The organism is Paraburkholderia sp. EG287B, assembly GCF_040965595.1.
In the GTDB taxonomy this organism is placed as follows: domain Bacteria; phylum Pseudomonadota; class Gammaproteobacteria; order Burkholderiales; family Burkholderiaceae; genus Paraburkholderia.
Map to the genome: position 1 here is coordinate 126421 of NZ_JBFRCG010000009.1, position 23926 is coordinate 150346.

The window sequence follows — 23926 nt, forward strand, 5'->3', positions numbered from 1 at the left end:
GCGGCGCACAGGATGCGCCGTGCGCCCCGAATCTGTTTCAAGCTGATATCGATCGACCGCATGAGCAGCGAGAGCGTAAAGAGCGTTTGCCCGTACTGCGGCGTAGGCTGCGGGATGATCCTGCACGTCGAGGACGGCCAGGTCGCGAAGATCTCCGGCGACGCCGAGCATCCGATCAACTTCGGCCGCCTCTGCACGAAGGGTTCGTCGGCGCACGTGGCGCTGCGCAAGTCGGGGCGCCTCGAGCGCGCCTTCGTGCGCCACGCGCGCGACGAGGACCCCGTGCCGCTGCCGCTCGCGCAGGCCATCGCCGATACGGCGCGCCGCCTGCGCTGGACGCTCGACGCGCATGGCCCCGACGCGCTCTCGTTCTACGTTTCCGGGCAGATGTCGATCGAGGCGCAGTACCTCGTGAACAAGCTCGCCAAGGGCTTCGTGCGCACCAACAACATCGAGTCGAACTCGCGCCTGTGCATGGCGAGCGCGGGCAGCGGCTACAAGCTTTCGCTCGGCGCGGACGGGCCGCCGGGTTCGTATCAGGACTTCGACCGCGCCGATCTCTTCTTCGTGATCGGCGCGAACATGGCGGACTGCCATCCGATCCTGTTCCTGCGCATGATGGACCGCGTGAAGGCGGGCGCGAAGCTGATCGTCGTGGACCCGCGCCGCACGGCGACCGCGGAAAAGGCGTCGCTGTTCCTGCAGATCGCGCCGGGCACCGATCTCGCGCTGCTCAATGGCCTGCTGCACCTGCTGCACAAGCACGGCCACACCGATGCGGATTTCATCGCACAGTACACCGAAGGATGGGACGCAATGCCTGCGTTCCTCGACGACTACACGCCGGAAAAGGTCGCCGAGATCACGGGTCTGGCCGTCGACGACATTCGCCGCGCCGCGCAGATGATCGGCGAGGCGCCCGAGTGGATGAGCTGCTGGACCATGGGCCTGAACCAGAGCACGCACGGCACGTGGAGCACCAACGCGATCTGCAACCTGCATCTCGCGACGGGCAAGATTTGCCGTCCCGGCAGCGGGCCGTTTTCGCTCACGGGGCAGCCCAACGCCATGGGCGGGCGCGAGATGGGCTACATGGGCCCCGGCTTGCCCGGCCAGCGCACGGTGCTCGCGCAAGAAGACCGCGCGTTCGTCGAAGCGGCGTGGGGCGTGGCGCCCGGCACGCTGCCCGTGAAGGTGGGCAGCGGCACCGTCGACATGTTCTCGCGCATGGCCGCGGGCGAGATCAAGGCGTGCTGGATCATCTGCACGAACCCGGTGGCGAGCGTCGCGAACCGGCAAACGGTAGTGGCGGGCCTGCGGGCCGCCGAACTCGTGATCGCCCAGGACGCTTTTCTGGACACCGAAACGAATCAGTACGCCGACGTGCTGCTGCCCGGCGCGCTCTGGGCCGAGGCCGACGGCGTGATGATCAACTCCGAGCGCAACATGACGCTCATGCAGCAGGCTGTCGAGCCGCCGGGCGAGGCGCTGCCCGACTGGCAGATCATCGCGCGCGTGGCCTGCGAGATGGGTTTTGCGCACGCGTTCAGCTACGCGAGCGCCGCCGAGGTGTTCGACGAAATCACGCGCTTCGCGAATCCGAAGACGGGCTACGACCTGCGCGGCGCGAGCCATGCGAAGCTGCGCGAAACGCCGCTGCAATGGCCCATCGCGCCGGATGCCGCGAGCGACCGCAACCCGCTGCGCTATGTGAACGACGGCGTGAGCCAGACGCTCAAGGAAAACGCCGACGGCACGCGTCCCCGCATCGCGTTCGCCACGCCGCACGGCAAGGGCGTGTTTCTCGCGCGTCCCCATGTTGCGCCTGCCGAACTGCCCGATGGCACGTTCCCGGTCGTGTTCAACACGGGGCGCCTGCAGCACCAGTGGCACACCATGACGAAGACCGGCAAGGTGCCGATGCTCAACAAGCTCAACCCGGGCCCGTTCGTCGAGATTCATCCCGAGGATGCCGCCGCGCTCGGCATTGCCGCGAAGGATCGTGTGGAAGTGCGCTCGCGCCGCGGCCGCGCGGTGCTGCCCGCCGTGGTGACCGAGCGTGTGCGTCCCGGCAACTGCTTCGCGCCCATGCACTGGAACGACGTGTATGGCGAGGAGCTTTGCGTGAACGCGGTCACGAGCGATGCGATCGACCCGATTTCCCAGCAGCCCGAACTGAAATTCTGCGCGGTCGCGCTCTCGCGCGTCGGCCCGCCATCCGCGCCGCGCGAGACCACGCGCGTACCGGATGGCGCCGATGCCGCCGTTGCGTCGGCCACGTTCGACGCCGGCGCGCCGCAAGCCGTCAACCCGTCTCAGGAACTCGACATGTCCCGTATCGATGCCTTTTCGACGCTACTCGGTCTCGACGACGTCGCCGCGCCGCAGCTGGGCGACGTGCAGCGCCAGTACCTCGCGGGCTTTGTCGGCGGCCTGCGCTCGTTGCGGGCGGCCGAGCCCGTCGGCGTGCCCATGCTGCCCGCGCACGCGCCGTTTTCCGCCGACACGCGCGTCTGGCTGGACGGCCTGCTGGCGGGCCTGTTCAGCCGCGGCGAGCCCGTCGCACGCACGACTGCGCTCGCGGTGCCGGATGCTCCCGAAGAAAAGCCGCATGGCGTGCGCATCGCCCATACGCGCCCCAAGGTCGTGCTGCTGTGGGCCTCGCAGACGGGCAACGTCGAATCGCTCGTCGAGCAATACGCAACGCAACTGATGGAATCGGGCTTCGAGATTCGCACGGCCTGCATGGCCGATTACCCGCTCGCGAACCTCGCCAGGGCGCAATACATCCTCCTGATGACGAGCACGTTCGGCGACGGCGACGCGCCCGACAACGGCGCGGCCTTCTGGAGCGCGCTCGCGGCGGACAACGCGCCACGCCTCGCCTCGCTGCGCTTTTCCGTGCTCGCCTTCGGCGACCGCAACTACGACGCGTTCTGCGGCCACGGTCGCAAGCTCGACGCGCGCCTCGAAGCGCTGGGCGCCACGCGTCTCATGGAGCGCGTGGATTGCGACAGCGAATACCAGAGCGCCGCCGACGCATGGCTCGAGCGCATCGTGGTGCGCATCAAGCAGGAGGACGCGGCGCTGCACGCGGTGCCCGCCGACGGTTCGATTCCCGAGGTGCTGCCCGGCTGCGCGGCGACGAAGGCACGCCCGGCCACCTCGAAGCTGCTGAAGAACGCGCGCCTGAACATGAAGGGCGCGACGAAGGACACGCGCTACTTCTCGCTCGCAACGGGCGAGGCGGGCCTCGACTATGAAGCGGGCGACGCGCTCGGCGTGTGGCCCACCAATTGTCCCGCGCTCGTCGACGAGTTGCTGGAACTCACGCGCCTCGCCGCCGACACGCCGGTCGCCGTGAGCGGCCACGGCGAGATGCGCCTTGGCGAGGCGCTTGGCAAGCACTACGAGATCGCGCGCCCGAACCCCGATGCGCTCGCGTTCATTGCGTCGCGCACGCGCTCGCGGGGCCTCGCCGAGATGCTCGACGATTCGCGCAAGGGCGATCTGCGCAACTGGCTCTGGGGCCAGCAGCTCGCCGACGTGCTCCACGAATATCCCGTCGACATGAGCGCGCCCGAACTGCTCGGCATGCTCAAGCGCCTGCAGCCGCGGCTCTATTCGATTTCGTCGAGCCCGAAGGCGCATGCGGGCGAAGTGCATCTGACCGTTTCGGCCGTGCGTTACAACAACGGCCGCCGCGAGCGCAAGGGCGTGGCCTCGACCTTCCTCGCCGACCGCGCGCAGGAGGGCAGCGTCCCCGTGTTCGTGCAGAAGAGCACGCATTTCCGGCCGCCGCGCAGCGGCGACGCGCCGATGATCATGATCGGTCCCGGCACGGGCGTCGCGCCCTTCCGCGCCTTCCTGCACGAGCGCCAGGCGCGCGGCGACACGGGCCGCAACTGGCTGTTCTTCGGCGAGCAGCACGCGGCCACCGACTTCTACTACCGCGACGAACTGGAGCAAATGCGCAAGGACGGCCATCTCGACCGGCTCGACCTCGCGTTTTCGCGCGACCAGAGCGAGAAGGTCTATGTGCAGGACCGCATGCGCGAGCAGGGCGCGCAGCTATGGGCCTGGCTGCAGGAAGGGGCGCACCTCTATGTGTGCGGCGATGCGAGCCGCATGGCGAAGGACGTGGATACGGCGCTCAGGGAGGTGGTGGCGGGCCATGGCGGCATGAGCGCCGAGGCCGCGCACGACTACGTCAGTGCGCTCGGACGGGACAAGCGCTACCTGCGCGACGTCTATTGAAGGGGCGCGGCGCGGCTTCGGTGCGGCCCGGCGAGGGCCGGCCGCCTGCGCGCCACGTCTGCAGCGCGCGAAAGCGGCGCGTGCGCGCCTGGTCCGTGCGCACGAAGCTTTCGTCTTCTTTGCCGAGCCCGGCATAAAGGCCGCCCCGGGCGCCTTTGGCCACGACGGGTTCGGGCAGCAGGATGGCGATCAGAAACGTCAGGCACGAGCCTGCGAACACCGCCACCACGCTCATCGAGATCGACTCGAACATCCGTTTGTCCCCCGGTAGAATGGTGTCCGGCGGCCGACGCCGTGCGTATCGCGCACCGCATCGCCGCCATCGCAAACCATTTTGCTCAGGGCGCGCGTCCACGTCCAAGACGATATTCGGATCGTCACGATAAGCGCGCCTTATGAAAAAAACCGGAGATATTCGGGAGGCAGCCATCTTGATGCTTCGCTCGATACGCTACGTGCTCACCGTGGCGGAGTTGAAGAATTTCACGCGCGCAGCCGAAGTGCTGCACGTCTCGCAGCCGGCGCTCTCACAGCAGATCCGCCAGCTGGAAAACGATCTCGGCGGCGCGCTGTTCGACCGCAGCGGCCGCGCCATCAGCCTCACCGAATTCGGGCGCGTGTACATCGAACACGCGCGCCAGGCGCTCGCGCATCTCGACGCCGGCAAGCGCGCGCTCAACGAGGTGCGCGACCTCACGCGCGGCCTGCTGCGGCTCGCCTATACCCCGACCTTCGCGGAATATCTGATCGGCCCGGCGCTGCGCGGCTTTCGCGAGGCGCACCCGGCCATCGCGCTCGACGTGAGCGAGCGGCCGCTCGAAGATATCGAAGGCGGACTCGAGCGTGACGAACTCGATCTCGGCATCGGCTTCACGGATGTGCGCTCCGACGAAATCGAAGTGCGTCCGCTGTTTGCCGAGCACATGGCGCTGCTCGTGGCCACGCGCCATCCACTGGCGCGCCGCCGCGCGGAGGTGACGGCCGAGCAGCTGGGGACGATGCCGCTTGCGCTATTGAGCCCCGACTTCGTGGTGCGGCGCTTCGCCGATGCCTATTTCCGCGCGCACCAGTTGATTCCGCGCGTGATGCTGCAAGCCAATTCAGTGGGCACGGTGCTCAAGCTCGTGAAGGACGGCACGCTCGCCACGCTGCTGCCTTCGGCGGTGCTGCGCGAGCATCGCGGGCTCGTCACGCTGCCCGTCACGCCGGCGTTGCCGCAGCGCACCGTCGCGCTGCTCAAGCGGCGGCGCGCATCGAGCACGCTCGCCGCCAACGCGTTCTCCGATGTGCTGCTCGCGTTGATTTCGCAGGAAGGGTTGGGCGAAGCCTGAGGCGGCCTTTGGTTTTCTCGTCGGCTCAGGGTTGGTCGGACGACAGCAGGTTGTGGAAGAAGTCCACGGCGTGCTGGCGGGTCGGCATGGTCCCGAGCGTGGCGGCCGGGTCGAGCCCCGAGCGCCGCGCCGTGCCGCTCACGAGGCTCTTTTGCAGGTCGTTGAGCGGGCGGGCGAGATTGGTGGCGATGAATCCGGAAGCGGGCGGCGCGGCGATGGCCGGCACGTCGGTGCGCGGCGCGTCCAGCGTGAGCAGCGCAGCGAGCGTGGGTGCTGCGGCCACGCGCTGGCTCGCGAGCATGTCGGCGGGCGCGATGCCGAGCCAGTCGCGCAGGGTGGCGAGAATCGACGTGTGGTCGTAGGGCGTGGCGCCGGGCGAGCGGAACACGGTGCCCGGCGCAATATACGGCGACACCACGACCGCCGGCACGCGCACGCCGAAGCTGTCGAAGGCGAAATTCTGGTCGCCGGGCTTGCTCGCGGCATCGGGCGCCACGGCGTTGGCGGGCGGCAGCACGTGGTCGTAGGTGCCGCCGTGCTCGTCGTAGGTGATCACGAGCAGCGTCTCGGGCCATGCGGGCGAGGTGCTCAACGCATGCCAGATGTCGTAGAGAAAGCTCTCGCCCGCATAGACATCGTGGGGCGGGTGCTGGTCGTTGGGATCGAGCAGAAAACGCGGCTCGATGAACGAATACCGCGGCAGCGTGTTGTTCTGGCAGTCGGAGACGAAGTTGCTGAAGCGCTGGAAGTTCGTCTTGTATTTCGGATCCCATAACGTCGGGAACATCGTGAGCGTGAGCGAGGGCGCGACGAGGGCGGCGCTGTACACGGCCCAGCTTGCGCCCATGTCGCCCAGCACGTTGAAGATGGTGCGCACCTGCCACTCGAACGGATCGGGCGGCGAGCCGTTGTCGACGTGGCCGTTCGACGTGCCCGCGTGGGCGAAGGCGCGGTTCGGCCAGGTCTGGCTCGGCACAGGGGCGAACCAGGCGTCGCAGACGGCGTATTCGCGCGCGAGCGTCGAGAGCACCTTCAGCTGATCGGGGCTGTGGCACTGCATGACCTGGCTGGCGTCGGTCGTCGCGGTCGTTTCGTAGTCTTGCACGAAGCCCGACATGGGCGTTGCGCCTGCCGCGTTGCCGAGCAGTTGCACGCGCACGTTCGCGAACGTCTCCTGCGGATCGGGGTCGGGCAGCGTGGCCGTCGAGGCCGGCATGGTGGCGGCGATGGTGGCGCCGGCCTTCGTCGGGTTGCTCAGGCCCATCGTGAGCCCATCGAATGGCCGTTCCGCGCTGGCCGCGGGCAGGAAATGGGTGGGGCTGCTGCCGTTCGTGTACAAGCCGCCAAGCATTGTGTCGAACGATCGGTTCTCGAACATCACGACAACGACGTGCTTGATGTTCTGCAGGGACATGGGCTCTCTCCGTCACGCGGGTTTGACGAAGAATAGTGGTGCAGGCGGGTGGATTCGGCAAGGTTCGGCAACCCTGAGAAAACCTGCCGACGCCTCGGGGGTGTCTTCGGGCGTACCAGCTGCAGCACCCCACGACCGCCGCCGGTCGATCCAGCGGGCCGCCCAGCCCTGTGGGATAATTGCGAGTTCTGCCCAGAGCGCAGCTCAAGAGGTTGTTCGCAAGGGCGTGCGTGGGGCCTTTATTCCCGTGGCCCGCTTCCTTTCTGCGATTTTTCTTCTACAGCCACAATGCCCGCATACCGTTCCAAAACCTCCACCGCCGGCCGCAACATGGCAGGTGCGCGTTCCCTCTGGCGCGCCACCGGCATGAAAGACGAAGACTTTGCCAAGCCGATCATCGCGGTCGTCAACTCGTTCACCCAGTTCGTCCCCGGCCATGTGCACCTGAAAGACCTCGGCCAGCTCGTTGCGCGCGAAATCGAAGCCGCGGGCGGCGTGGCCAAGGAATTCAACACGATCGCCGTCGATGACGGCATCGCCATGGGCCACGACGGCATGCTGTATTCGCTGCCGAGCCGCGACATCATCGCGGATTCGGTCGAATACATGGTCAACGCGCACTGCGCCGACGCCATGGTCTGCATCTCGAACTGCGACAAGATCACCCCGGGAATGCTGATGGCCGCCATGCGCCTGAACATCCCCGTGATCTTCGTCTCGGGTGGCCCGATGGAAGCGGGCAAGACGCGCCTCGCGAACCCGGTCACCAAGGCCATCGAAGTCAAGAAGCTCGACCTGATCGACGCCATGGTGATCGCGGCCGACACCAAGTACTCCGACGCCGAAGTGGCCGAAGTCGAGCGCTCCGCCTGCCCGACCTGCGGTTCGTGCTCGGGCATGTTCACGGCCAACTCGATGAACTGCCTGACCGAGGCGCTGGGCCTCTCGCTGCCGGGCAACGGCACCGTGGTCGCCACGCACGCCGACCGCGAACAGCTCTTCAAGCGCGCCGGCCGCCGTATCGTCGAACTCGCGCGCCAGTACTACGAGCAGGAAGACGAGCGCGTGCTGCCGCGCTCGGTGGGCTTCAAGGCGTTCGAAAACGCCATGACGCTCGACATCGCCATGGGCGGCTCGACCAACACCATCCTCCACTTGCTGGCCATTGCGCAGGAAGCGGGCATCGAGTTCGGCATGGCCGACATCGACCGCCTTTCGCGCGTCGTGCCGCAGCTGTGCAAGGTCGCGCCGAACACGAATAAGTACCACATCGAAGACGTGCACCGCGCGGGCGGCATCATGGCGATCCTCGGTGAACTGGAGCGCGCCGGCAAGCTGCACACCGATGTGCCGACCGTGCACACGCCGACGCTCGGCGACGCGCTCGCGCAATGGGATATCACGCGCACCCAGGACGAGGCGGTCAAGACGTTCTACATGGCTGGCCCGGCCGGCGTTCCGTCGCAGGTCGCTTTCAGCCAGAACACGCGCTGGCCGAGCCTCGACTCGGACCGCGCCGAAGGCTGCATCCGCTCGTACGAGCACGCGTTCTCGAAGGAAGGCGGCCTCGCCGTGCTGACCGGCAACATCGCGCTCGACGGCTGCGTGGTGAAGACCGCGGGCGTGGACGACAGCATCCTCGTGTTCGAAGGCACGGCTCACGTGACCGAATCGCAGGACGAAGCGGTGGAAAACATCCTCGCCGACAAGGTCAAGGCCGGCGACGTGGTGATCGTGCGCTATGAAGGCCCGAAGGGCGGTCCCGGCATGCAGGAGATGCTCTACCCGACGAGCTACATCAAGTCGAAGGGCCTCGGCAAGGCGTGCGCACTGCTGACCGACGGCCGCTTCTCGGGCGGCACCTCGGGCCTCTCGATCGGCCATTGCTCGCCGGAAGCGGCGGCAGGCGGCGCGATCGGCCTCGTGCGCGACGGCGACAAGATCCGCATCGACATTCCGAACCGCACGATCAACGTGCTGGTCCCGGACGACGAACTCGCGCGCCGCCGCGAAGAGCAGAACGCCAAGGGCTGGAAGCCGGCGAAGGCGCGTCCGCGCAAGGTGTCGGCGGCGCTGAAGGCCTATGCCAAGCTCGTGATGTCGGCAGACAAGGGCGCCGTGCGCGATCTCTCGCTGCTCGACGACTAAGCCTCGAATGAGGGGCGGGCCGCGCGGCTCGCCTCGAACAGGAAGGGCAAAAAAATCGAGCCTCCCACGGTGACGTGGGAGGCTCGATTCGTTTATGGCGCACGTCCCCCGCGCAACGCACGGGGGCGGGGTCCATCACTTACTTCGCAGCAGCAGCAAGCGCGGCGTTGAACGTCGTGCTCGGGCGCATGACTTCAGCAAGCTTCGCGAAGTCCGGCTTGTAGTAGCCGCCGATATCGACCGGCTTGCCCTGAACCGCGGCCAGCTCGCCCACGATCTTCTGCTCGTTCTCGGCCAATGCCTTCGCCAGCGGCGCGAAGTGTGCCGCGAGTTCCGCGTCGTCCTTCTGCGCGGCCAGTTCCTGCGCCCAGTACATCGAGAGGTAGAACTGGCTGCCGCGGTTGTCCAACTCGCCGGTCTTCGGCGACGGGCCCTTGTTGTTGTCGAGCAGCTTGCCGGTGGCGGCGTCGAGCGTCTTCGCGAGCAGCTTGGCGCGCGCGTTGTTCGTCTTGATGCCGAGGTCTTCCAGCGAAACGGCCAGCGCGAGGAATTCGCCGAGCGAGTCCCAGCGCAGGTGGTCTTCCTGAACCAGCTGCTGCACGTGCTTCGGAGCCGAACCGCCGGCGCCCGTTTCGTACATGCCGCCGCCCGCCATCAGCGGAACGATCGAGAGCATCTTCGCCGAGGTGCCCAGTTCCATGATCGGGAACAGGTCGGTCAGGTAGTCACGCAGGATGTTGCCGGTGACCGAGATCGTGTCCAGGCCGCGGATCACGCGCTCGAGCGTGTAACGCATCGCGCGCACTTGCGACATGATCTGGATGTCGAGGCCGGTCAGATCGTAATCCTTCAGGTACGTTTCGACCTTCTTGATCACTTCGTTTTCGTGCGGACGGTACGGGTCGAGCCAGAACACGGCCGGCGTGTTCGAGTTCTTTGCGCGCGTGACGGCGAGCTTGACCCAGTCGCGGATCGGCTCGTCCTTCACGAGGCACATACGCCAGATGTCGCCTTGCTCGACCGGCTGCGTGAGCGCTTCGAGCACTTCGCCCGTGGCGTTGTCGACGATGCGCGCCGTGCCGTCCTGCGTGATCTCGAACGTCTTGTCGTGCGAACCGTACTCTTCAGCCTTCTGCGCCATCAGGCCGACGTTCGGCACCGTGCCCATCGTGCGCGGGTCGAATGCGCCGTTGGTCTTGCAGAAGTTGATGATTTCCTGGTAGATGCGCGCGAACGTGCTTTCCGGAATCAGGCACTTCGTGTCGGCCGGGCGGCCGTCGGCGCCCCACATCTTGCCGCCTGCGCGGATCATGGCCGGCATCGAAGCGTCGACGATCACGTCGTTCGGTGCGTGCAGGTTCGAGATGCCCTTGGCCGAGTCGACCATGGCGAGCGCCGGACGGTGCTCGTGGCATGCGTGCATGTCGCGGATGACTTCTTCGCGCTGCGATTCCGGCAGCTTTTCGATCTTCGTGTAGAGATCGACGAGGCCGTTGTTCACGTTCACGCCGAGTTCTTCGAACAGCTTGGCGTGCTTGGCGAACGCGTCCTTGTAGAACACGCGCACGGCGTGGCCGAACACGATGGGGTGCGAAACCTTCATCATGGTCGCCTTCACGTGCAGCGAGAGCATGACGCCGGTCTTGCGCGCGTCTTCCATCTGGTCTTCGTAGAAGGCCAGCAGGTGCTTCTTGCTCATGAACATGCTGTCGACGATCTCGCCGGCTTGCAGCTTGACCTTCGGCTTGAGCACGATGGTTTCGCCGGCCTTCGTCACGAGCTCCATGCGGACTTCGCGGTCCTTGTCGTTCGTGATCGACTTTTCGCCGTGGTAGAAGTCGCCGTGCTTCATGTGCGCGACGTGGGTGCGCGAAGCCATGCTCCACTCGCCCATGCTGTGCGGGTGCTTCTTCGCGTAGTTCTTGACCGCGAGCGGTGCGCGGCGGTCCGAGTTGCCTTCGCGCAGCACCGGGTTCACGGCCGAACCGAGGCACTTCGAATAGCGCTTCTGGATCGCCTTTTCTTCGTCGGTCTTCGGATCTTCGGGGAAGTCAGGGACCTTGTAGCCCTTGCCCTGGAGTTCCTTGATCGCGGCGATGAGCTGCGGCACCGATGCGCTGATGTTCGGCAGCTTGATGATGTTCGTTTCCGGCAACTGCGTGAGACGGCCCAGTTCGGCCAGGTTGTCCGGCACGCGCTGTTCTTCCGTGAGGAATTCCGGGAACTCGCCGAGGATACGGCCCGCAACGGAGATATCGCTGGTCTCGACGTTCACGCCGGCCGGCGCAGCGAAAGTGCGGATGATCGGCAGAAACGCGCTGGTGGCGAGCAGCGGCGCTTCATCGGTCAGGGTATAGATGATGGTGGGTTGCTGGGTACTCATCGGCTTCTTGGCGGGGTTCAAAAACGGGGTGATAACACCACCGGCTGCGCGCAGTCGGCGAAACACCTGGATTTTGCCTCAATTTGCAGCGGGCCGGGGACTAAGCGTGCCTATATTTCATATCGTGGAAAGCGCTTGCGCAATGTTAATTGACCAGAAAGTTGGCGCGTTTGCCTTGATCGGCCGGCCCTGCGCTGAAAACGTTTCCGCGCCGGAGCCCCGTTCTATAAGGCTTTGCGAGCCGAAACCGATGTTTCGGCTGCGCCTCCATGGTTTTGTGGATCGTACCCTTGATTGACTGTCAAGCTGGTAAAGACCCTTGTGAAAAGAGAAGTGAATCGGGGAGTCTTATATAAGAATTTTGTCCCGCGAGGCTCACCGAAGGCCACGAAAACGGTTGCCTTGCTAATCAATTCGTGGTCTCATTGCCCCCATGTTCGATCACTGCCTTTACTTCAATTCGTCGGCGCTCGCGCGACTCGTCGAGCGCGAGTGGAGCGCCGTCTATGCGCCGTTCGGTCTCACGCCTGCGCAAGGTTTCGTGCTGCGCGTCGTGCTGGCGAAACCCGGCTGCCTCGCGAGCGACGTCGCGCAAACGCTCGGCATCGCGCGGCCCACGGCGACGCGTCTCGTCGACAACCTGTGCGAGAAGGACTTGCTCGAGCGCCGCCAGGGCGAGGCCGATGGGCGCGAATGGGGACTCTTTCCCACGGCGGGCGGCACGGCGCTCGACGGCCCGATCAACGGCGCGAGCGCCGAAGTCGCGCGGCGTCTGCGTGCGCAAGTGGGCCCCGACCTCTTCGAGTCGACGGTCACGGGCATGCGCAAGATCCGCAAGGGACTCGCGTAGGGCGTTCGCGCCTTTTTTAAAACTCAAATGATTGTCTTGCTAATCAATAGGGAGAAGAGCGATGAACGAAGCGGCGCTAAAAGGGACGGGGGAGGAAGCCTGGCGTTGGGCGATCGGCATGGCGATCGCCGCGCTGGCGGTAGGGGGCGTGGTGGCGGCGATTCTCGTCATGCCGCGCGCGGCGGAGGCAAACAACCGCGTGTGCATAACGGCCTACGCCAACGACCTGCACGCGGATCTCGCGGCGTTCGCGCAAGACCCGGCGTGGCAGGCGCAATACGTCGAGGCGCTCACGGCGTGCGCGCGTTGAACGCTCACGCCGTGCGCCGCCGCGTTACTTGCGGTTCAGGAACGCGAGCAGGTCGGCGTTGACCTGACCGGCCATCGTCGTGCACATGCCGTGCGGGCCGCCCGGGTAGATCTTGAGCGTCGCATCCTTGACGATCTTCGCGGAGAGCTTGCCCGCGTCGTCGATCGGCACGATCTGGTCGTCGTCGCCGTGCAGGATCAGCGTGGGCACGTCGAACTTCTGGAGGTCTTCCGTGTAATCGACTTCGGAGAACTCGTGCACGCAGTCATGCAGCGCGAGGATGCCGCCCCACATGCCCTGCTGCCAGAACGAATCGACCACGCCCTGCGAGACCTTCGCGCCGCTGCGGTTGTAGCCGTAGAACGGCACGGCGAGGTCCTTGAAGAACTGCGAGCGGTCGTCGATCACGCCCTTGCGGATGCCGTCGAACACATCCTTGGGCAGGCCGCCCGGATTCTTCTCGCTCTTGATCATGACGGGCGGCACCGCGCCGATCAGCACCGCGCCCGAGACGCGCTTCGTGCCGTGGCGTCCGATGTAGCGCGCGACTTCGCCGCCGCCCGTGGAGTGGCCCACGAGCGTGGCGTCCTGCACGTCGAGCTTGTCGAGCAGGTCGGCCAGGTCGTCGGCCCAGGTGTCCATGTCGTTGCCCTTGGCGGGCTGATCGGAGCGGCCGTGGCCGCGGCGGTCGTGCGCGATCGTGCGGAAGCCGTTTTGCACGAGAAAGAGCATTTGAGCGTCCCACGCGTCGGCGGTCAGCGGCCAGCCGTGGGAGAAGACGACGGGCTTGCCGCTGCCCCAATCCTTGTAATAGATCGACGTGCCATCTCGGGTGGTGAACGTGCTCATGGAAACTCTCCAGTTTCTTTTACAGCATCACAAGGCAGGCAGACGCCGGCGCGTCGGCGCGCGCGGTCGCGCTTCGCGCGGCGGTTCGTGGCGGCGTCCAGGGATAGGCAATGCGGGTGGAACGTGCCGGCGCCTGCGCGTCATGGAAAGAGGCAGGCGGCACGCGGGTCAGTATAGAGAGAACGCCTGAGCGATGACGCGAAGCTGTGCGGCTTGAAATCTTCGCGGCGCCGCGGATGTTTGCAGACGGCTCGTGAACTTCAACCCTGCCGCGCGCGGCTAGGCGACTTCCGCGCCGACCGCCTCGCGCAGATAGTCGCCGAGAAAATCGACAAAACTGCGCAGCTTCGCGGAGAGCTTGTTGCGCTCGAGATAGATCGCGTGGATATCGGCGTTCGGCAGCGCCCAATCCGTGAGCAGCGGCACGAGTTCGCCGCGCTCGATAGCCTCGCCGATTTCCCACTGCGAGCGCACGACGATGCCGCGGCCGTCGAGCGCCCAGCGCAGCACGGTGCTGCCGTCGTTGCTCGACAGCGCGCCGTCGACCTTCACGGTCTCCGTGCGCTTGCCGCGCGAAAAGTGCCAGGTGCCGTAAGCCGAGTCGTTTTCGCGTAGCACGATGCAGGCGTGGCGCGTCAGATCGTGCGGCGCCGATGGCTTGCCATGCCGCTTCAAATAAGCCGGCGACGCGCACACGACGCGCCGGTTCTTGAGCAGCAACCGCGCATTGATGCGCGCGTCGGGCACCTCGCCGAAGCGGATGCCGAGATCGAAGCCTTCTTCCTGAAGGCTGAGCGGGCGCTCCGTCAACTGCAGCTGAATCTTCATCGAGGGAAAGCGCTCGACATAGGCGGACACCGCGGGCGCCACATGCGCGCGGCCAAAACCGAACGACGCGTTCACGCGCAGCAGCCCGGCCGGTTCCCCGCGGCTGCGCGTGACGAGCTGTTCCAGTTCCGAGAGTTCGTCGAGGATGCGCGAGCCGTTCGCGAGATACAGCTCGCCTTCCGGCGTGAGGGAAAGACGCCGCGTGGTGCGGTTCACGAGCCGCACGCCAAGGCGCTGCTCCAGTTGCGCGAGCCGCTTGCTCACGGCGGGCGGCGTGACCCCCAGTTCGCGTGCCGCTGCGGCCAGATTGCGGTTGCGCGCCACGAGCGCAAACAGATTCAGATCGGAAAACGCGTCCATTGCGCCGCTCCCGTTGGCTTGCTTGATTCGTTCCTGGTAGTTACGACCGGATTGCTTTAACGGAAACCCAATCGTCCAAGGCATCAATTAGACTGCATGCAACCTCGGGAGACAAGCATGTTCGACGGTTTCACAGACGCATCGGCAGACATCGAAGGCGTTCGCATTCACGCCATCCAGGGCGGACGCGGCCCCGCGCTGCTGCTCCTGCACGGCCATCCGCAAACCCACGCCATCTGGCACAAGGTGGCGCCGACGCTCGCGCAACACTTCACGGTGATTGCCGCCGACCTGCGCGGCTACGGCGACAGCGGCAAACCGCAGGGCACGCCCGACCACGCCAACTACGCGAAGCGCCGCATGGCGCTCGATCAGGTCGCGCTCATGCGCGGCCTCGGCTTCCCGTCGTTCGCGGTCATGGGTCACGACCGGGGCGGACGCGTCGCCGCGCGCATGGCGATCGACCATCCCGACGCGGTCACGCGGCTCATTACGCTCGACGTCGCGCCGACCGTCGCGATGTACGAGCAGACGTCGTTCGAATTTGCACGTGCTTACTGGCACTGGTTCTTTCTCGTGCGTCCGGCGCCGTTTCCGGAAACGCTGATCCGCGCCGACCCCGATCTGTATCTGAAGCAGACCATGGGCGCGCGCAGCGCCGGGCTCGCGCCATTCGCTCCCGAGGCCTACGCGGAGTATTTGCGCTGCCTCTCCGATCCGGCGACGGCACACGGCATCTGCGAGGACTATCGGGCGTCGATCACGATCGACCTCGAACACGACCGCGCGGATCTGGCGGCGGGCAAGCGCATTGCGTGCCCGTTCCTCGCGTTGTGGGGCGCTCACGGCGCGGTTGGCCAGTGCTTCGATCCGCTGGCCGAGTGGCGTAGCTGGAACGCCGGCGTGAGCGGCGAGGCGCTGCCGTGCGGCCACTACCTCGCCGAAGAAGCGCCCCAGTTGCTCCTCGAACGCGTGCTGCCGTTTCTCCAGCGCTGATCCGCTCGTTCGTCACTATTCAGTCTTCAGTCGGGCTTCATCATGTCTTCACACACGCTTTACCGGAAACTGGTTGATTCGCACACCGTATCGATCGTCGACGCCGAGCACGTTCTGCTCTACGCCGATCTGCACATCATGAACGAGTACACGAGCCCGCAAGCGTTCGCGGGGCTGCGCGAGAAGGGCTTGCGGGTACGGCGCCCGCGCCAGCAGATGGGCGTGGTCGATCACGTGATTCCCAGCAAGCCGGTGCCCGTGGCCGCGCGCACGATCGAGATCGTCGACGCCGCGAAGCAGGCCGCGAACTTCACGCGCAACTGCGTGGAGCAGGGCATTCATCTGTTCGATATCCACGACCCCATGCAGGGCATCGAGCACGTGGTTGCGCCTGAGATCGGCCTGATCCGCCCCGGCATGGTCGTGCTGTGCGGCGACAGCCACACGACGACCTACGGCGCACTGGGCGCGCTCGGCTTCGGCATCGGCACCTCGGAAGTCGAGCACGTCCTGGCGACGCAGACGCTCGTGTATCGCGTCGCGAAGGACATGCGCATCGTGGTGGACGGCGTGCTGCCGCCGGGAACGACGTCGAAGGACCTCGTGCTGCACATCATTGCGAAGATCGGCGCGCAGGGCGCGCGCGGCTACGCCGTCGAATATGCGGGCGCAGCGATCGCCGGGCTCTCCGCCGAGGCGCGCATGACCCTCTGCAACATGACCGTGGAGGCGGGCGCGCGCGCCGCGCTGATCGCGCCCGACCGCACGACGCTCGACTACGTGGCCGGCAAGGTCCGCGACCTCGACGCGAAGACGCTCGACGCCGCGTGCAACGCGTGGTCGCAACTGCGCTCCGATGACGACGCGCATTTCGATATCGAGCATCGCTTCGACGCCGCGCGCGTCGCGCCTTACGTCACATGGGGGACGAGCCCGGACCAGGCGCTGCCGGTGGACGGCCGCATTCCCGAGGCAGCCGAAGGCGCGGGTCTCGACGCCGCGACGCTGCACAAGGCGCTCGACTACATCGGCCTCGCCGCGGGCGCGCCGATCGAGGGCACGCCCATCGACCGCGTCTTCATTGGCTCCTGCACGAACGCGCGCATCGAGGATCTTCGCGCCGTCGCCAAGGTCGTGCGCGGCCGCAAGGTGGCCGCGACGGTGCGCGCGATGGTCGTGCCGGGCTCGGGCATGGTGCGCGACCAGGCCGAGCGCGAAGGCATTGCGCAAGTGCTGATCGACGCCGGGTTCGAGTGGCGCCAGCCGGGCTGCTCGATGTGTCTCGCGATGAACGACGATGTGCTCGCGCCGGGCGAGCGCTGCGCGTCGACGACGAACCGCAATTTCGAAGGGCGCCAGGGGCGCGACAGCAAAACGCATTTGATGAGTCCCGCGATGGCCGCCGCCGCCGCGATAGCGGGCCGCATCGTCGACATTCGCAAGGAGCTTGCACATGGCTAAGCCGTTCATGATCTCGGGCGTGGCCGCGCCGCTGCCGGTCAACAACCTCGACACCGACCAGATCATGCCGAAGCAGTTTCTGCTCGGCATCGACAAATCGGGACTCGCGCGCGGGCTGCTGTACGACCTGCGCTTCGATGCCGATGGCCGCGCGCGTGAGACGTTCGTGCTCAACCGCGCCGAGTATCGCGGCGCGAAGGTGCTGATCGGCGGCTCGAACTTCGGCTGTGGATCGAGCCGCGAACACGCCGTGTGGGGCCTGCAGCAGGCGGGGTTCGAAGCCGTGATCGCGCCGAGCTATGGCGAGATCTTCTATTTCAATTCGACGAACAACCGGCTGCTGCTCGTCACGCTGCCGCCGCAACAGGTCGAGGCGCTGGTCGCGGAGATCGCGAGCGGCGACGACAAGCGTGTGTCGATCGATGTCGAACACGAAGTCGTGATCGCGCCTTCGGGCAAGCGCTATGCGTTCTCGCTGCCGCCGCGCCAGAAGCAGATGCTCGTGGAAGGACTCGACATGATCGGCATGACGCTGCGCCAGCAGGAAGCGATCGACGCGTTCGAAGCGAAACACTTGGCCGCGCAGCCGTGGTGCCGCATTGACCTTCCGGCGCAACAGCAGCGCGGATAACACCCTCAGTCAGCCCTCATTGATAACCAGACCGTTCGCGCGACGCGCGCAACGGCACAGGGGCGCACTGACCGCCGCGCGCGGCGAGTGCGCCCATACGGAGACACCCATGAACATTGCCGCAGTCCATCCGCAGGACGCCGCCGCGCTGGAGCCCAGCGTCGTGCGCAAGGTCTCACGACGCATAACGCCGTTCATCATCGTCCTGTATTTCCTCAGCTTTCTGAACCGCGTCAACGTCGGCTTCGCGGGGCTCACGATGAATCACGACATCGGGCTCACACAGGCCATGTTCGGCGTTGGCGCGGGGATTTTCTTCGTCGGCTATATCGCGGCCGGCATGCCGTCGAACCTCGCGCTGCAGCGCGTCGGCGCGCGCAGATGGATCGCATTGCTGATGGTGGCATGGGGTCTGCTCTCCGCGGCCACGGCGTTCGTCACGGGCCCGTACAGCTTCTATACGCTGCGCTTCGTGCTCGGTCTCGCCGAAGCGGGTTTCTTTCCCGGCATCATTCTCTACCTGAGCTTCTGGTTTCCCGCGCGCCATCGCGCCTTCGTCACGGCGATGTTCATGACCGCCGCGCCGCTCTCGAACATGATCGGCTCGCCCATCTCGGGCGCGCTCATGAGCCTCGAGGGCGCGGCGCATCTGCACGGCTGGCAGTGGCTCTTCCTCGTCGAAGGCGCGCCCACCGTGCTGCTCGGCATCGTTTCGTACTTCTATCTGACCGACCGGCCCGAGGACGCGCAGTGGCTCGCACCCGCCGAGCGCGAGTGGCTGAGCGGCGAAATGCGGCGCGAACGCGAAGCCAAGGCGGCGCAGAGCAAATCGAGCGTGTGGGGCGCCGTGAAGGACCCCCGCGTGCTGCTGCTCGCGCTCGTCTATGCGGGCACGTCGACGGGGCTCTACGCCATCGGCATCTGGGCGCCGATGATCATCCACCACTTCGGCTTCAGCTACTTCGAACTGGGCCTGGTGAACGCGATACCGAATCTGTTCGCGGTCGTGACGATGGTGCTGTGGGCGCGCAACTCGGACCGCACCAACGAACGGCGCCTGCACGTTGCGACTGCGTGTCTCGCGGCCGGTATCGGCATGCTGATGTCCGGCCACGCCGCCAACGCCATTGTGCTGATCATTGGGCTCTCGATCGCGAACTTCGGCATCAACGCGGCGAAGCCGCCGCTCTGGAGCATACCCACGCAGTTTCTCTCGGGTTCTGCCGCGGCTGCGGGCATCGCGATCATCAACGCGATGGGCAGCCTCATCGGCGGCACCATCGGCCCGATGGTGATCGGCCGCCTGCGCGACCTGAGCGGCGACTATTCGCTGGGGCTGTACTTCGTCAGCGCCGCGCTGCTCGTCTCGGCGGCGCTCGCGTATGCGTTCGGGTCGCGCGGCCGAAGAATCCAGCCGCAGCCGTGAAACAGGCGGCCCGGCCCGCGCCGCTCGCGGCGAGGGCCAGAAGAGACACTGCACGGTTCAGGCATCGCATCCCCCGCGATACGCGATAATCGCGCTTTATCGATTCCCGTCTCTCTCGTATGTCGACGCCTGAACCGGTCTCGTCCGGGCACTCCTGGTGGGGCGTGCTCGTCCTGGCGCTCTCGGCCTTCATTTTCAACACGACCGAATTCGTGCCGGTTGCGCTGCTGAGCGCCATTGGCGAGAGCCTGCACATGAAGCCGACCGACGTCGGCCTCATGCTGACGATCTACGCGTGGACGGTGGCCGTGGCGTCGCTGCCCTTGATGCTGCTGACGCGCAACGTCGAACGCCGCAAGCTGCTGACGTGGATATTCGCGCTCTTCGTCGTCAGCCATATCGTGACCGGCGTGGCGTGGAACTTCCCGGTGCTGATGGTGGGCCGGATCGGCATTGCGTTTGCGCACGCCATTTTCTGGTCGATTTCCGTCTCGCTGGTGGTGAGGCTCGCGCCGCCCGGCAACAAGAGCCGGGCGCTCGCCATGCTCGGCATGGGCACCTCGATCGCCATGGTGGCCGGCATTCCGCTTGGTCGCGTGATCGGCGAGACGCTGGGCTGGCGGCAGACCTTCTTCGTCATTGCGGGCGCGGCGGCGATTGCGCTGCTCATGCTGCGCGTGATGCTGCCCGTGTTGCCGAGCCAGCAAACGGGCTCGTTCAGCAGCGTGCCCGTGCTGTTCAGAAAGCCGATGCTCGCCTCGCTCTATCTGCTCACGGTCCTCGTGGTGACCGCGCATTTCACGTCGTACACGTATATCGAGCCCTTCATTCACACCGTGGGCCACGAAAGCAGTCAACGCATTACCTATGTCCTGATCCTGTTCGGCAGTGCCGGCATTCCCGCGGCAATATTCTTCAATCGCCTTTATCCGCGCGATCCGGCGCAGTTTCTGCAAGCGGCGGTGATCGCCGTGTGCGTGTGCCTGCTCGTGCAGTTTCCCGCCGTGCTGAGCATCGTCACGTTGTCGGTTCACACGCTGGTGTGGGGCGGCGCGATCGTTTCTTTCGGCCTTGCCATGCAGGCATGGGTGCTCAAGCTCGCGCCCGAAGCCGCGGACCTCGCGGTCTCGATCTATTCCGGCCTCTATAACGTGGGGATCGGCGCGGGCGCGCTGCTCGGCAACCATATTGCCAATGGTTTCGGTGTGTCGTGGCTCGGCAGCTTCGGCGGCGTGGTGGGCGGTCTTGGGGCTGGAGTATGCTGGCTCGCATTGCGCATGTATGCGCGGGCGCATCCATCGGAGCACTGATCGACTGCGCGCGCCGACGAACTCGCGCTACTACGCTTTCGCGAGGCGTTCACCGTGGCGTAACGGGAGGCGTCTCGCCTTCTGCGGGAGGAAACGTCAGCACCACGGCAAACCCGCCCCCGGCGGGAAACGCGAAGTTCACGCGCCCGCCGTGCGCCTTCATCACCGCCTGCACGATGGCAAGTCCAAGGCCGGAGCCCGTCGTGCGCTCCGCGCCCTCCTGGCCGATGCGCTCGAACGGACGCAACGCGGCGTCCCAGTGTTCGTGCGCAATGCCTCGTCCGTTGTCGGTCACGGTCAGCGTGACGGCCTCCGGTGCGGCGTTCACGGTGACGACGATATCGTCGGCCTTGCCGTGCAGCAGCGCGTTGTGCAGCACGTTCGACAGCGCTTCCTGCAGGCTCACGGGGTCGCCCGCGATCCAGACCTGCGGCGCGTTGCTTTCGAACGCCACTTGTACGTCGCGTTCGTCGGCGAGCGGAATCGTTCGGCCCAGCCCTTCCCTCGCGAGCTTCGCGAGGTCCACATGCTGCAGCGGGACCACTTCGGTGCGATGAATCACCATCGCGTGATTGAGTAGCTGGCCGGTGAGCCGGCCCACGTCCGAGCAGGTGGCGCGCAGCGCTTCGAGCCGCGCGGCGTGGCGCGCGGGATCGGACTCGGTGCTGAGCAATTCGATCTGCGCGTCGAGCCGCGCGATCGGCGTGCGCATCTGGTGCGCGGCGTCGGCAATGAAGCGCTGCATGGCCGTCATGCGTTCGGCGAGCCGGCCGATCAGCCCGTTGATGGCGCCGATCAGCGCGTTGATTTCGCTTGGTGTGTCGTGCGCCACGGGCCGCAGGTCGGCCGGGTCGCGCGCGGCGATGATCTGCTCGATCTGCGCGAGCGGACGCAGGCCGCGCCGGATCGCAAGTCCGCTCGCGCCAATGGCGAGCACGCTCATCAGCAGGATCAGCGTCCAGACCTTGAGGCTCATGTCGTTCGTGAGCTGCTGGCGGGCATGCGTCGTCTGCGCGACGGTGACGAGGGCCCAGCCTGGCGGCCGCGCGTCCGGCATGTAGCGCCCGATGGTCGCGGTGCGCACGCGCTCGCCCTGGTAGCGGGCGTTCGCGAATGTCGGACCCTGATGCGCGCTCATCGCGCTCTTCGTATCGGCGGGACCGGGAAGGTCGCCATAACCGGCGACGACGAGGCCGCGCGCGTCGACCACTTTGTAGTAGACGACGTCATAGCGCGAGAGCGTGGAGAGCGCGGCCACCGGCGGATTGAGCGCGAGCACGCCGCCCTGCACGTAGAGGTTTTCGGCGACCTGGATGGTTGCGCCCGCAAGCAGCTGGTCGTAGGCGCGCTCGGACGCAACGCCCGCGTAATAGCGCGCGATGCCCGCGAGCGCCGCTGCGCCCGACGCCACGACGAGCGCGATGAAGAGCAGCGTGCGCCCGAGCAGCGTTTTCGGGAACCAGTCAAAGCGCGGCAATTTGATATCCCATGCCGCGCGCCGTGCGGATCTCGACCGAGCTGCCCTGCAGCTTCTTGCGCACGCGCGTGACGTATTGTTCGACCGCGTTCGCGCTCGGCTCGTTGCCGTAGCTGAACAACTGGTTCAGCAGTTCTTCCTTGGGGAAGATGCGTTGCGGACGGCTGGCGAGGATTTCGAGCAGTGCGAATTCCTGGCGCGAGAGCGAAAGCGGTCTGCCGTCGAGTTCGGCAAGCCGGCTGCTGCGGTCGATGGCGAGACCGCCCAGCCTCACCACATCGTTCGCGTGCCCGCTGTTGCGGCGCAGGAGCGCCTGCACGCGCGCTTCGAGTTCGCGATAGTCGAACGGCTTGACGAGGTAGTCGTCGGCGCCGAGGCCGAGGCCGCTCACGCGGTCGTCGATGGCCGAGCGTGCGGTGAGCAGCAGCACCGGCGTGGTTGAGCCCGACGCACGCAGATGGCGCAGAATCTCGAAGCCGTCCATGCCGGGAAGCATCACGTCGAGCACGACCAGATCGAAGCGCTCCACGCCGAGCAGGCTGTTCGCCGTGGCGCCGTTCGCTTCGAGGTCCACCGCGTGACCGAGGCGCGTGAGGCGGCTGTGGACCGCCGCGCCGATTTCCGCGTCGTCCTCTACCACCAGAATGCGCATGATGCCGTTCCTGCCAAAATCTTCATGGGTGCGATTGCGGGTTTTCCCCGAGGTCTACTCTGTGTGTTTCTCAGCATTTTCTCAGACTCGCCCGGTAATCTCGCGAACCATGGAAGATAGCGCGACGTGATTACGACACGAACCAACGGAGACGGCAAGATGCGCGTGAAGTCGCCGCGGCCTTCACCGCGTCGGCGCGCGCTCGTTGTGGCCGGGCTTGGCGCGGCTGCCGTTGCCGCGGGGCTCGCGCCTGGCTGGGTCCGGGCCACGCCGCGCACGGTGCGCATTTCCAAGGGCTATGGTCTGCTGTATCTGCCGCTGCTCGTGATGGAAAAGGCGCGGCTCTTCGAGCGCCATGCGGCTCGCCAGGGGCTCGCGGACGTGAGCGTGGAGTGGGTGAGGCTCGACGGCGGCAATTCGGTCGACGACGCCATGATGGCCGGCACGCTCGACTTCGCCGCCGTGGGCGCGCCCGGCTTCATCGAACTGTGGGCGCGGGCGCGCGGCATACCGAACGTCGAGGTGATCGGCATCAGCGGCCTGTCGGCCACGGCGCTCTCGCTCAACACGAACCGGCCGCAGATCGCGACGCTGCGCGACTTCACGAGCGCCGACCGCATTGCGGTGCCGGGCATCCGCACCTCGCTGTCGGCCGTGGTGCTGCAGATGGTGGCGAGCAAGCTGCTCGGGCCGCAGCACTTCGCGCAGCTCGATTCGATCACCGTCGGCCTGCCGCATCCGCAGGCCATGCAGTCGCTGATCCGGCGCGAGGGCGGCATCACCGCGCATTTCGCGTCGCCGCCATTTTCGACGCTCGAATTGCAGCAGCCGGGCATCCATCGCGTGGTCAATTCGGTCGACGTGCTCGGGCCGCTCACGCTCGACGTGGTGTTCGCGCCCAAGCGCCTCGTCGATACCGAGCCGGCGCTGGCAAAAGCGTTCCTTCACGCGCTCGACGAGGCGAACCGGATGATCGCGCAGGACAAGGCGGCCGCGGCGCAGATCTATGTCGATTCGTCGGGCTTCGGCGCGTCGCGCGAGCATGTGGTGCAGACGCTCTCCGCACCGGAGTCGCGCTTTTCGGTCTGGCCCGAGCAATTGATGGAGTACGTGGATTTTCTGTACATGGTGGGCACGATCAAGGCGAAGCCGCGCACATGGAACGACATGTTCGTGGCGATGCTCGGGGATTTCCGTCCGTCCTGAACATACGCATAGCCACAAATAAACGTAGGAGAACAGA

General features: G+C 66.3%; 18 protein-coding genes. 11 read left to right on the forward strand and 7 right to left on the reverse strand.

Going from position 1 to position 23926, the window contains the following annotated elements; translation table 11 throughout:
* Nucleotides 1-60: 60 nt before the first annotated feature.
* Entirely contained in the window at nt 61-4257 is a 4197-nt protein-coding gene (locus tag AB4Y40_RS17760; protein WP_368688836.1) for a molybdopterin-dependent oxidoreductase, read from the forward strand.
* Here the strand turns inward: AB4Y40_RS17760 and AB4Y40_RS17765 are convergent.
* Nucleotides 4211-4510, reverse strand: a complete 300-nt coding sequence (locus AB4Y40_RS17765) for a hypothetical protein (RefSeq protein ID WP_368688837.1) — start codon at nt 4508-4510, stop codon at nt 4211-4213. The genes AB4Y40_RS17760 and AB4Y40_RS17765 overlap by 47 nt on opposite strands.
* A gap of 181 nt (nt 4511-4691) precedes the next feature.
* Between AB4Y40_RS17765 and cynR the strand changes: the two genes are divergently transcribed.
* On the forward strand, nt 4692-5588 hold the full coding sequence (cynR, locus tag AB4Y40_RS17770; RefSeq protein WP_368688838.1) for a transcriptional regulator CynR: 897 nt from the start codon (nt 4692-4694) through the stop codon (nt 5586-5588).
* A gap of 25 nt (nt 5589-5613) precedes the next feature.
* Here cynR and AB4Y40_RS17775 read toward each other — a convergent pair whose 3' ends face one another.
* Nucleotides 5614-7002: an alkaline phosphatase family protein gene (locus tag AB4Y40_RS17775; RefSeq protein WP_368688839.1), complete on the reverse strand. Its 1389-nt coding sequence runs from the start codon at nt 7000-7002 to the stop codon at nt 5614-5616.
* A 288-nt stretch (nt 7003-7290) separates the two neighbouring features.
* On the opposite strand from AB4Y40_RS17775, the gene ilvD reads away from it, so the two are divergent.
* A complete protein-coding gene (gene ilvD, locus AB4Y40_RS17780; RefSeq protein WP_368688840.1) occupies nt 7291-9150 on the forward strand; it encodes a dihydroxy-acid dehydratase in 1860 nt (619 codons plus the stop codon).
* A 139-nt stretch (nt 9151-9289) separates the two neighbouring features.
* Here ilvD and AB4Y40_RS17785 read toward each other — a convergent pair whose 3' ends face one another.
* Nucleotides 9290-11533 (reverse strand): NADP-dependent isocitrate dehydrogenase, encoded by a 2244-nt coding sequence (locus AB4Y40_RS17785; protein ID WP_368688841.1) that lies wholly within the window; start codon nt 11531-11533, stop codon nt 9290-9292.
* 433 nt (nt 11534-11966) lie between these two features.
* Here AB4Y40_RS17785 and AB4Y40_RS17790 point away from each other — a divergent pair, with 433 nt between their 5' ends.
* Both AB4Y40_RS17790 and AB4Y40_RS17795 read left to right on the forward strand, forming a co-directional pair.
* Nucleotides 11967-12383 carry a MarR family winged helix-turn-helix transcriptional regulator gene (locus AB4Y40_RS17790; RefSeq protein ID WP_368688842.1) on the forward strand — a complete coding sequence of 139 codons (417 nt, stop codon included), beginning with the start codon at nt 11967-11969 and terminating at the stop codon, nt 12381-12383.
* Nucleotides 12384-12444: 61 nt separating this feature from the next.
* Nucleotides 12445-12693 (forward strand): hypothetical protein, encoded by a 249-nt coding sequence (locus tag AB4Y40_RS17795; protein WP_368688843.1) that lies wholly within the window; start codon nt 12445-12447, stop codon nt 12691-12693.
* 24 nt (nt 12694-12717) lie between these two features.
* On the opposite strand, the gene AB4Y40_RS17800 is transcribed toward AB4Y40_RS17795, so the two are convergent.
* Nucleotides 12718-13542 carry an alpha/beta fold hydrolase gene (locus AB4Y40_RS17800; RefSeq protein WP_368688844.1) on the reverse strand — a complete coding sequence of 275 codons (825 nt, stop codon included), beginning with the start codon at nt 13540-13542 and terminating at the stop codon, nt 12718-12720.
* Nucleotides 13543-13821: 279 nt separating this feature from the next.
* Nucleotides 13822-14730 carry a LysR family transcriptional regulator gene (locus tag AB4Y40_RS17805; RefSeq protein ID WP_368688845.1) on the reverse strand — a complete coding sequence of 303 codons (909 nt, stop codon included), beginning with the start codon at nt 14728-14730 and terminating at the stop codon, nt 13822-13824.
* Between the two features lie 117 nt (nt 14731-14847).
* Here AB4Y40_RS17805 and AB4Y40_RS17810 point away from each other — a divergent pair, with 117 nt between their 5' ends.
* The 5 genes from AB4Y40_RS17810 (at nt 14848) to AB4Y40_RS17830 (ending at nt 20554) form a co-directional block, all read left to right on the forward strand.
* The gene (locus tag AB4Y40_RS17810) at nt 14848-15726 is read left to right on the forward strand and encodes an alpha/beta fold hydrolase (protein WP_368688846.1); all 879 of its coding nucleotides are present in this window, start codon (nt 14848-14850) and stop codon (nt 15724-15726) included.
* A gap of 42 nt (nt 15727-15768) precedes the next feature.
* Nucleotides 15769-17187, forward strand: coding sequence for a 3-isopropylmalate dehydratase large subunit (gene leuC, locus AB4Y40_RS17815; protein WP_368688847.1), 1419 nt, complete (start codon nt 15769-15771; stop codon nt 17185-17187).
* Nucleotides 17180-17818 (forward strand): 3-isopropylmalate dehydratase small subunit, encoded by a 639-nt coding sequence (gene leuD / locus AB4Y40_RS17820; protein WP_368688848.1) that lies wholly within the window; start codon nt 17180-17182, stop codon nt 17816-17818. The genes leuC and leuD overlap by 8 nt, the downstream gene beginning before the upstream one ends.
* 109 nt (nt 17819-17927) lie before the next feature.
* Complete coding sequence (locus AB4Y40_RS17825) at nt 17928-19244, forward strand: MFS transporter (RefSeq protein ID WP_368688849.1); 1317 nt, start codon at nt 17928-17930, stop codon at nt 19242-19244.
* A 119-nt stretch (nt 19245-19363) separates the two neighbouring features.
* Nucleotides 19364-20554, forward strand: coding sequence for a sugar transporter (locus AB4Y40_RS17830; RefSeq protein ID WP_368688850.1), 1191 nt, complete (start codon nt 19364-19366; stop codon nt 20552-20554).
* A gap of 49 nt (nt 20555-20603) precedes the next feature.
* Here AB4Y40_RS17830 and AB4Y40_RS17835 read toward each other — a convergent pair whose 3' ends face one another.
* Both AB4Y40_RS17835 and AB4Y40_RS17840 read right to left on the reverse strand, forming a co-directional pair.
* On the reverse strand, nt 20604-22031 hold the full coding sequence (locus tag AB4Y40_RS17835; RefSeq protein ID WP_368688851.1) for a sensor histidine kinase: 1428 nt from the start codon (nt 22029-22031) through the stop codon (nt 20604-20606).
* Nucleotides 22018-22683: a response regulator transcription factor gene (locus AB4Y40_RS17840; protein WP_368688852.1), complete on the reverse strand. Its 666-nt coding sequence runs from the start codon at nt 22681-22683 to the stop codon at nt 22018-22020. Before AB4Y40_RS17840 ends, AB4Y40_RS17835 begins: the two co-directional genes overlap by 14 nt.
* Before the next feature lie 159 nt (nt 22684-22842).
* Between AB4Y40_RS17840 and AB4Y40_RS17845 the strand changes: the two genes are divergently transcribed.
* Nucleotides 22843-23889 carry an ABC transporter substrate-binding protein gene (locus AB4Y40_RS17845; RefSeq protein ID WP_368689078.1) on the forward strand — a complete coding sequence of 349 codons (1047 nt, stop codon included), beginning with the start codon at nt 22843-22845 and terminating at the stop codon, nt 23887-23889.
* Nucleotides 23890-23926: the final 37 nt, after the last annotated feature.

Coding starts and splice junctions, on each gene's coding strand:
- AB4Y40_RS17760 (WP_368688836.1), top strand. CDS start 61: ATGAGCAGCGAGAGCGTAAAGAGCGTTTGCCCGTACTGCGGCGTAGGC.
- AB4Y40_RS17765 (WP_368688837.1), bottom strand. CDS start 4,510: ATGTTCGAGTCGATCTCGATGAGCGTGGTGGCGGTGTTCGCAGGCTCG.
- cynR (WP_368688838.1), top strand. CDS start 4,692: ATGCTTCGCTCGATACGCTACGTGCTCACCGTGGCGGAGTTGAAGAAT.
- AB4Y40_RS17775 (WP_368688839.1), bottom strand. CDS start 7,002: ATGTCCCTGCAGAACATCAAGCACGTCGTTGTCGTGATGTTCGAGAAC.
- ilvD (WP_368688840.1), top strand. CDS start 7,291: ATGCCCGCATACCGTTCCAAAACCTCCACCGCCGGCCGCAACATGGCA.
- AB4Y40_RS17785 (WP_368688841.1), bottom strand. CDS start 11,533: ATGAGTACCCAGCAACCCACCATCATCTATACCCTGACCGATGAAGCG.
- AB4Y40_RS17790 (WP_368688842.1), top strand. CDS start 11,967: ATGTTCGATCACTGCCTTTACTTCAATTCGTCGGCGCTCGCGCGACTC.
- AB4Y40_RS17795 (WP_368688843.1), top strand. CDS start 12,445: ATGAACGAAGCGGCGCTAAAAGGGACGGGGGAGGAAGCCTGGCGTTGG.
- AB4Y40_RS17800 (WP_368688844.1), bottom strand. CDS start 13,542: ATGAGCACGTTCACCACCCGAGATGGCACGTCGATCTATTACAAGGAT.
- AB4Y40_RS17805 (WP_368688845.1), bottom strand. CDS start 14,730: ATGGACGCGTTTTCCGATCTGAATCTGTTTGCGCTCGTGGCGCGCAAC.
- AB4Y40_RS17810 (WP_368688846.1), top strand. CDS start 14,848: ATGTTCGACGGTTTCACAGACGCATCGGCAGACATCGAAGGCGTTCGC.
- leuC (WP_368688847.1), top strand. CDS start 15,769: ATGTCTTCACACACGCTTTACCGGAAACTGGTTGATTCGCACACCGTA.
- leuD (WP_368688848.1), top strand. CDS start 17,180: ATGGCTAAGCCGTTCATGATCTCGGGCGTGGCCGCGCCGCTGCCGGTC.
- AB4Y40_RS17825 (WP_368688849.1), top strand. CDS start 17,928: ATGAACATTGCCGCAGTCCATCCGCAGGACGCCGCCGCGCTGGAGCCC.
- AB4Y40_RS17830 (WP_368688850.1), top strand. CDS start 19,364: ATGTCGACGCCTGAACCGGTCTCGTCCGGGCACTCCTGGTGGGGCGTG.
- AB4Y40_RS17840 (WP_368688852.1), bottom strand. CDS start 22,683: ATGCGCATTCTGGTGGTAGAGGACGACGCGGAAATCGGCGCGGCGGTC.
- AB4Y40_RS17845 (WP_368689078.1), top strand. CDS start 22,843: ATGCGCGTGAAGTCGCCGCGGCCTTCACCGCGTCGGCGCGCGCTCGTT.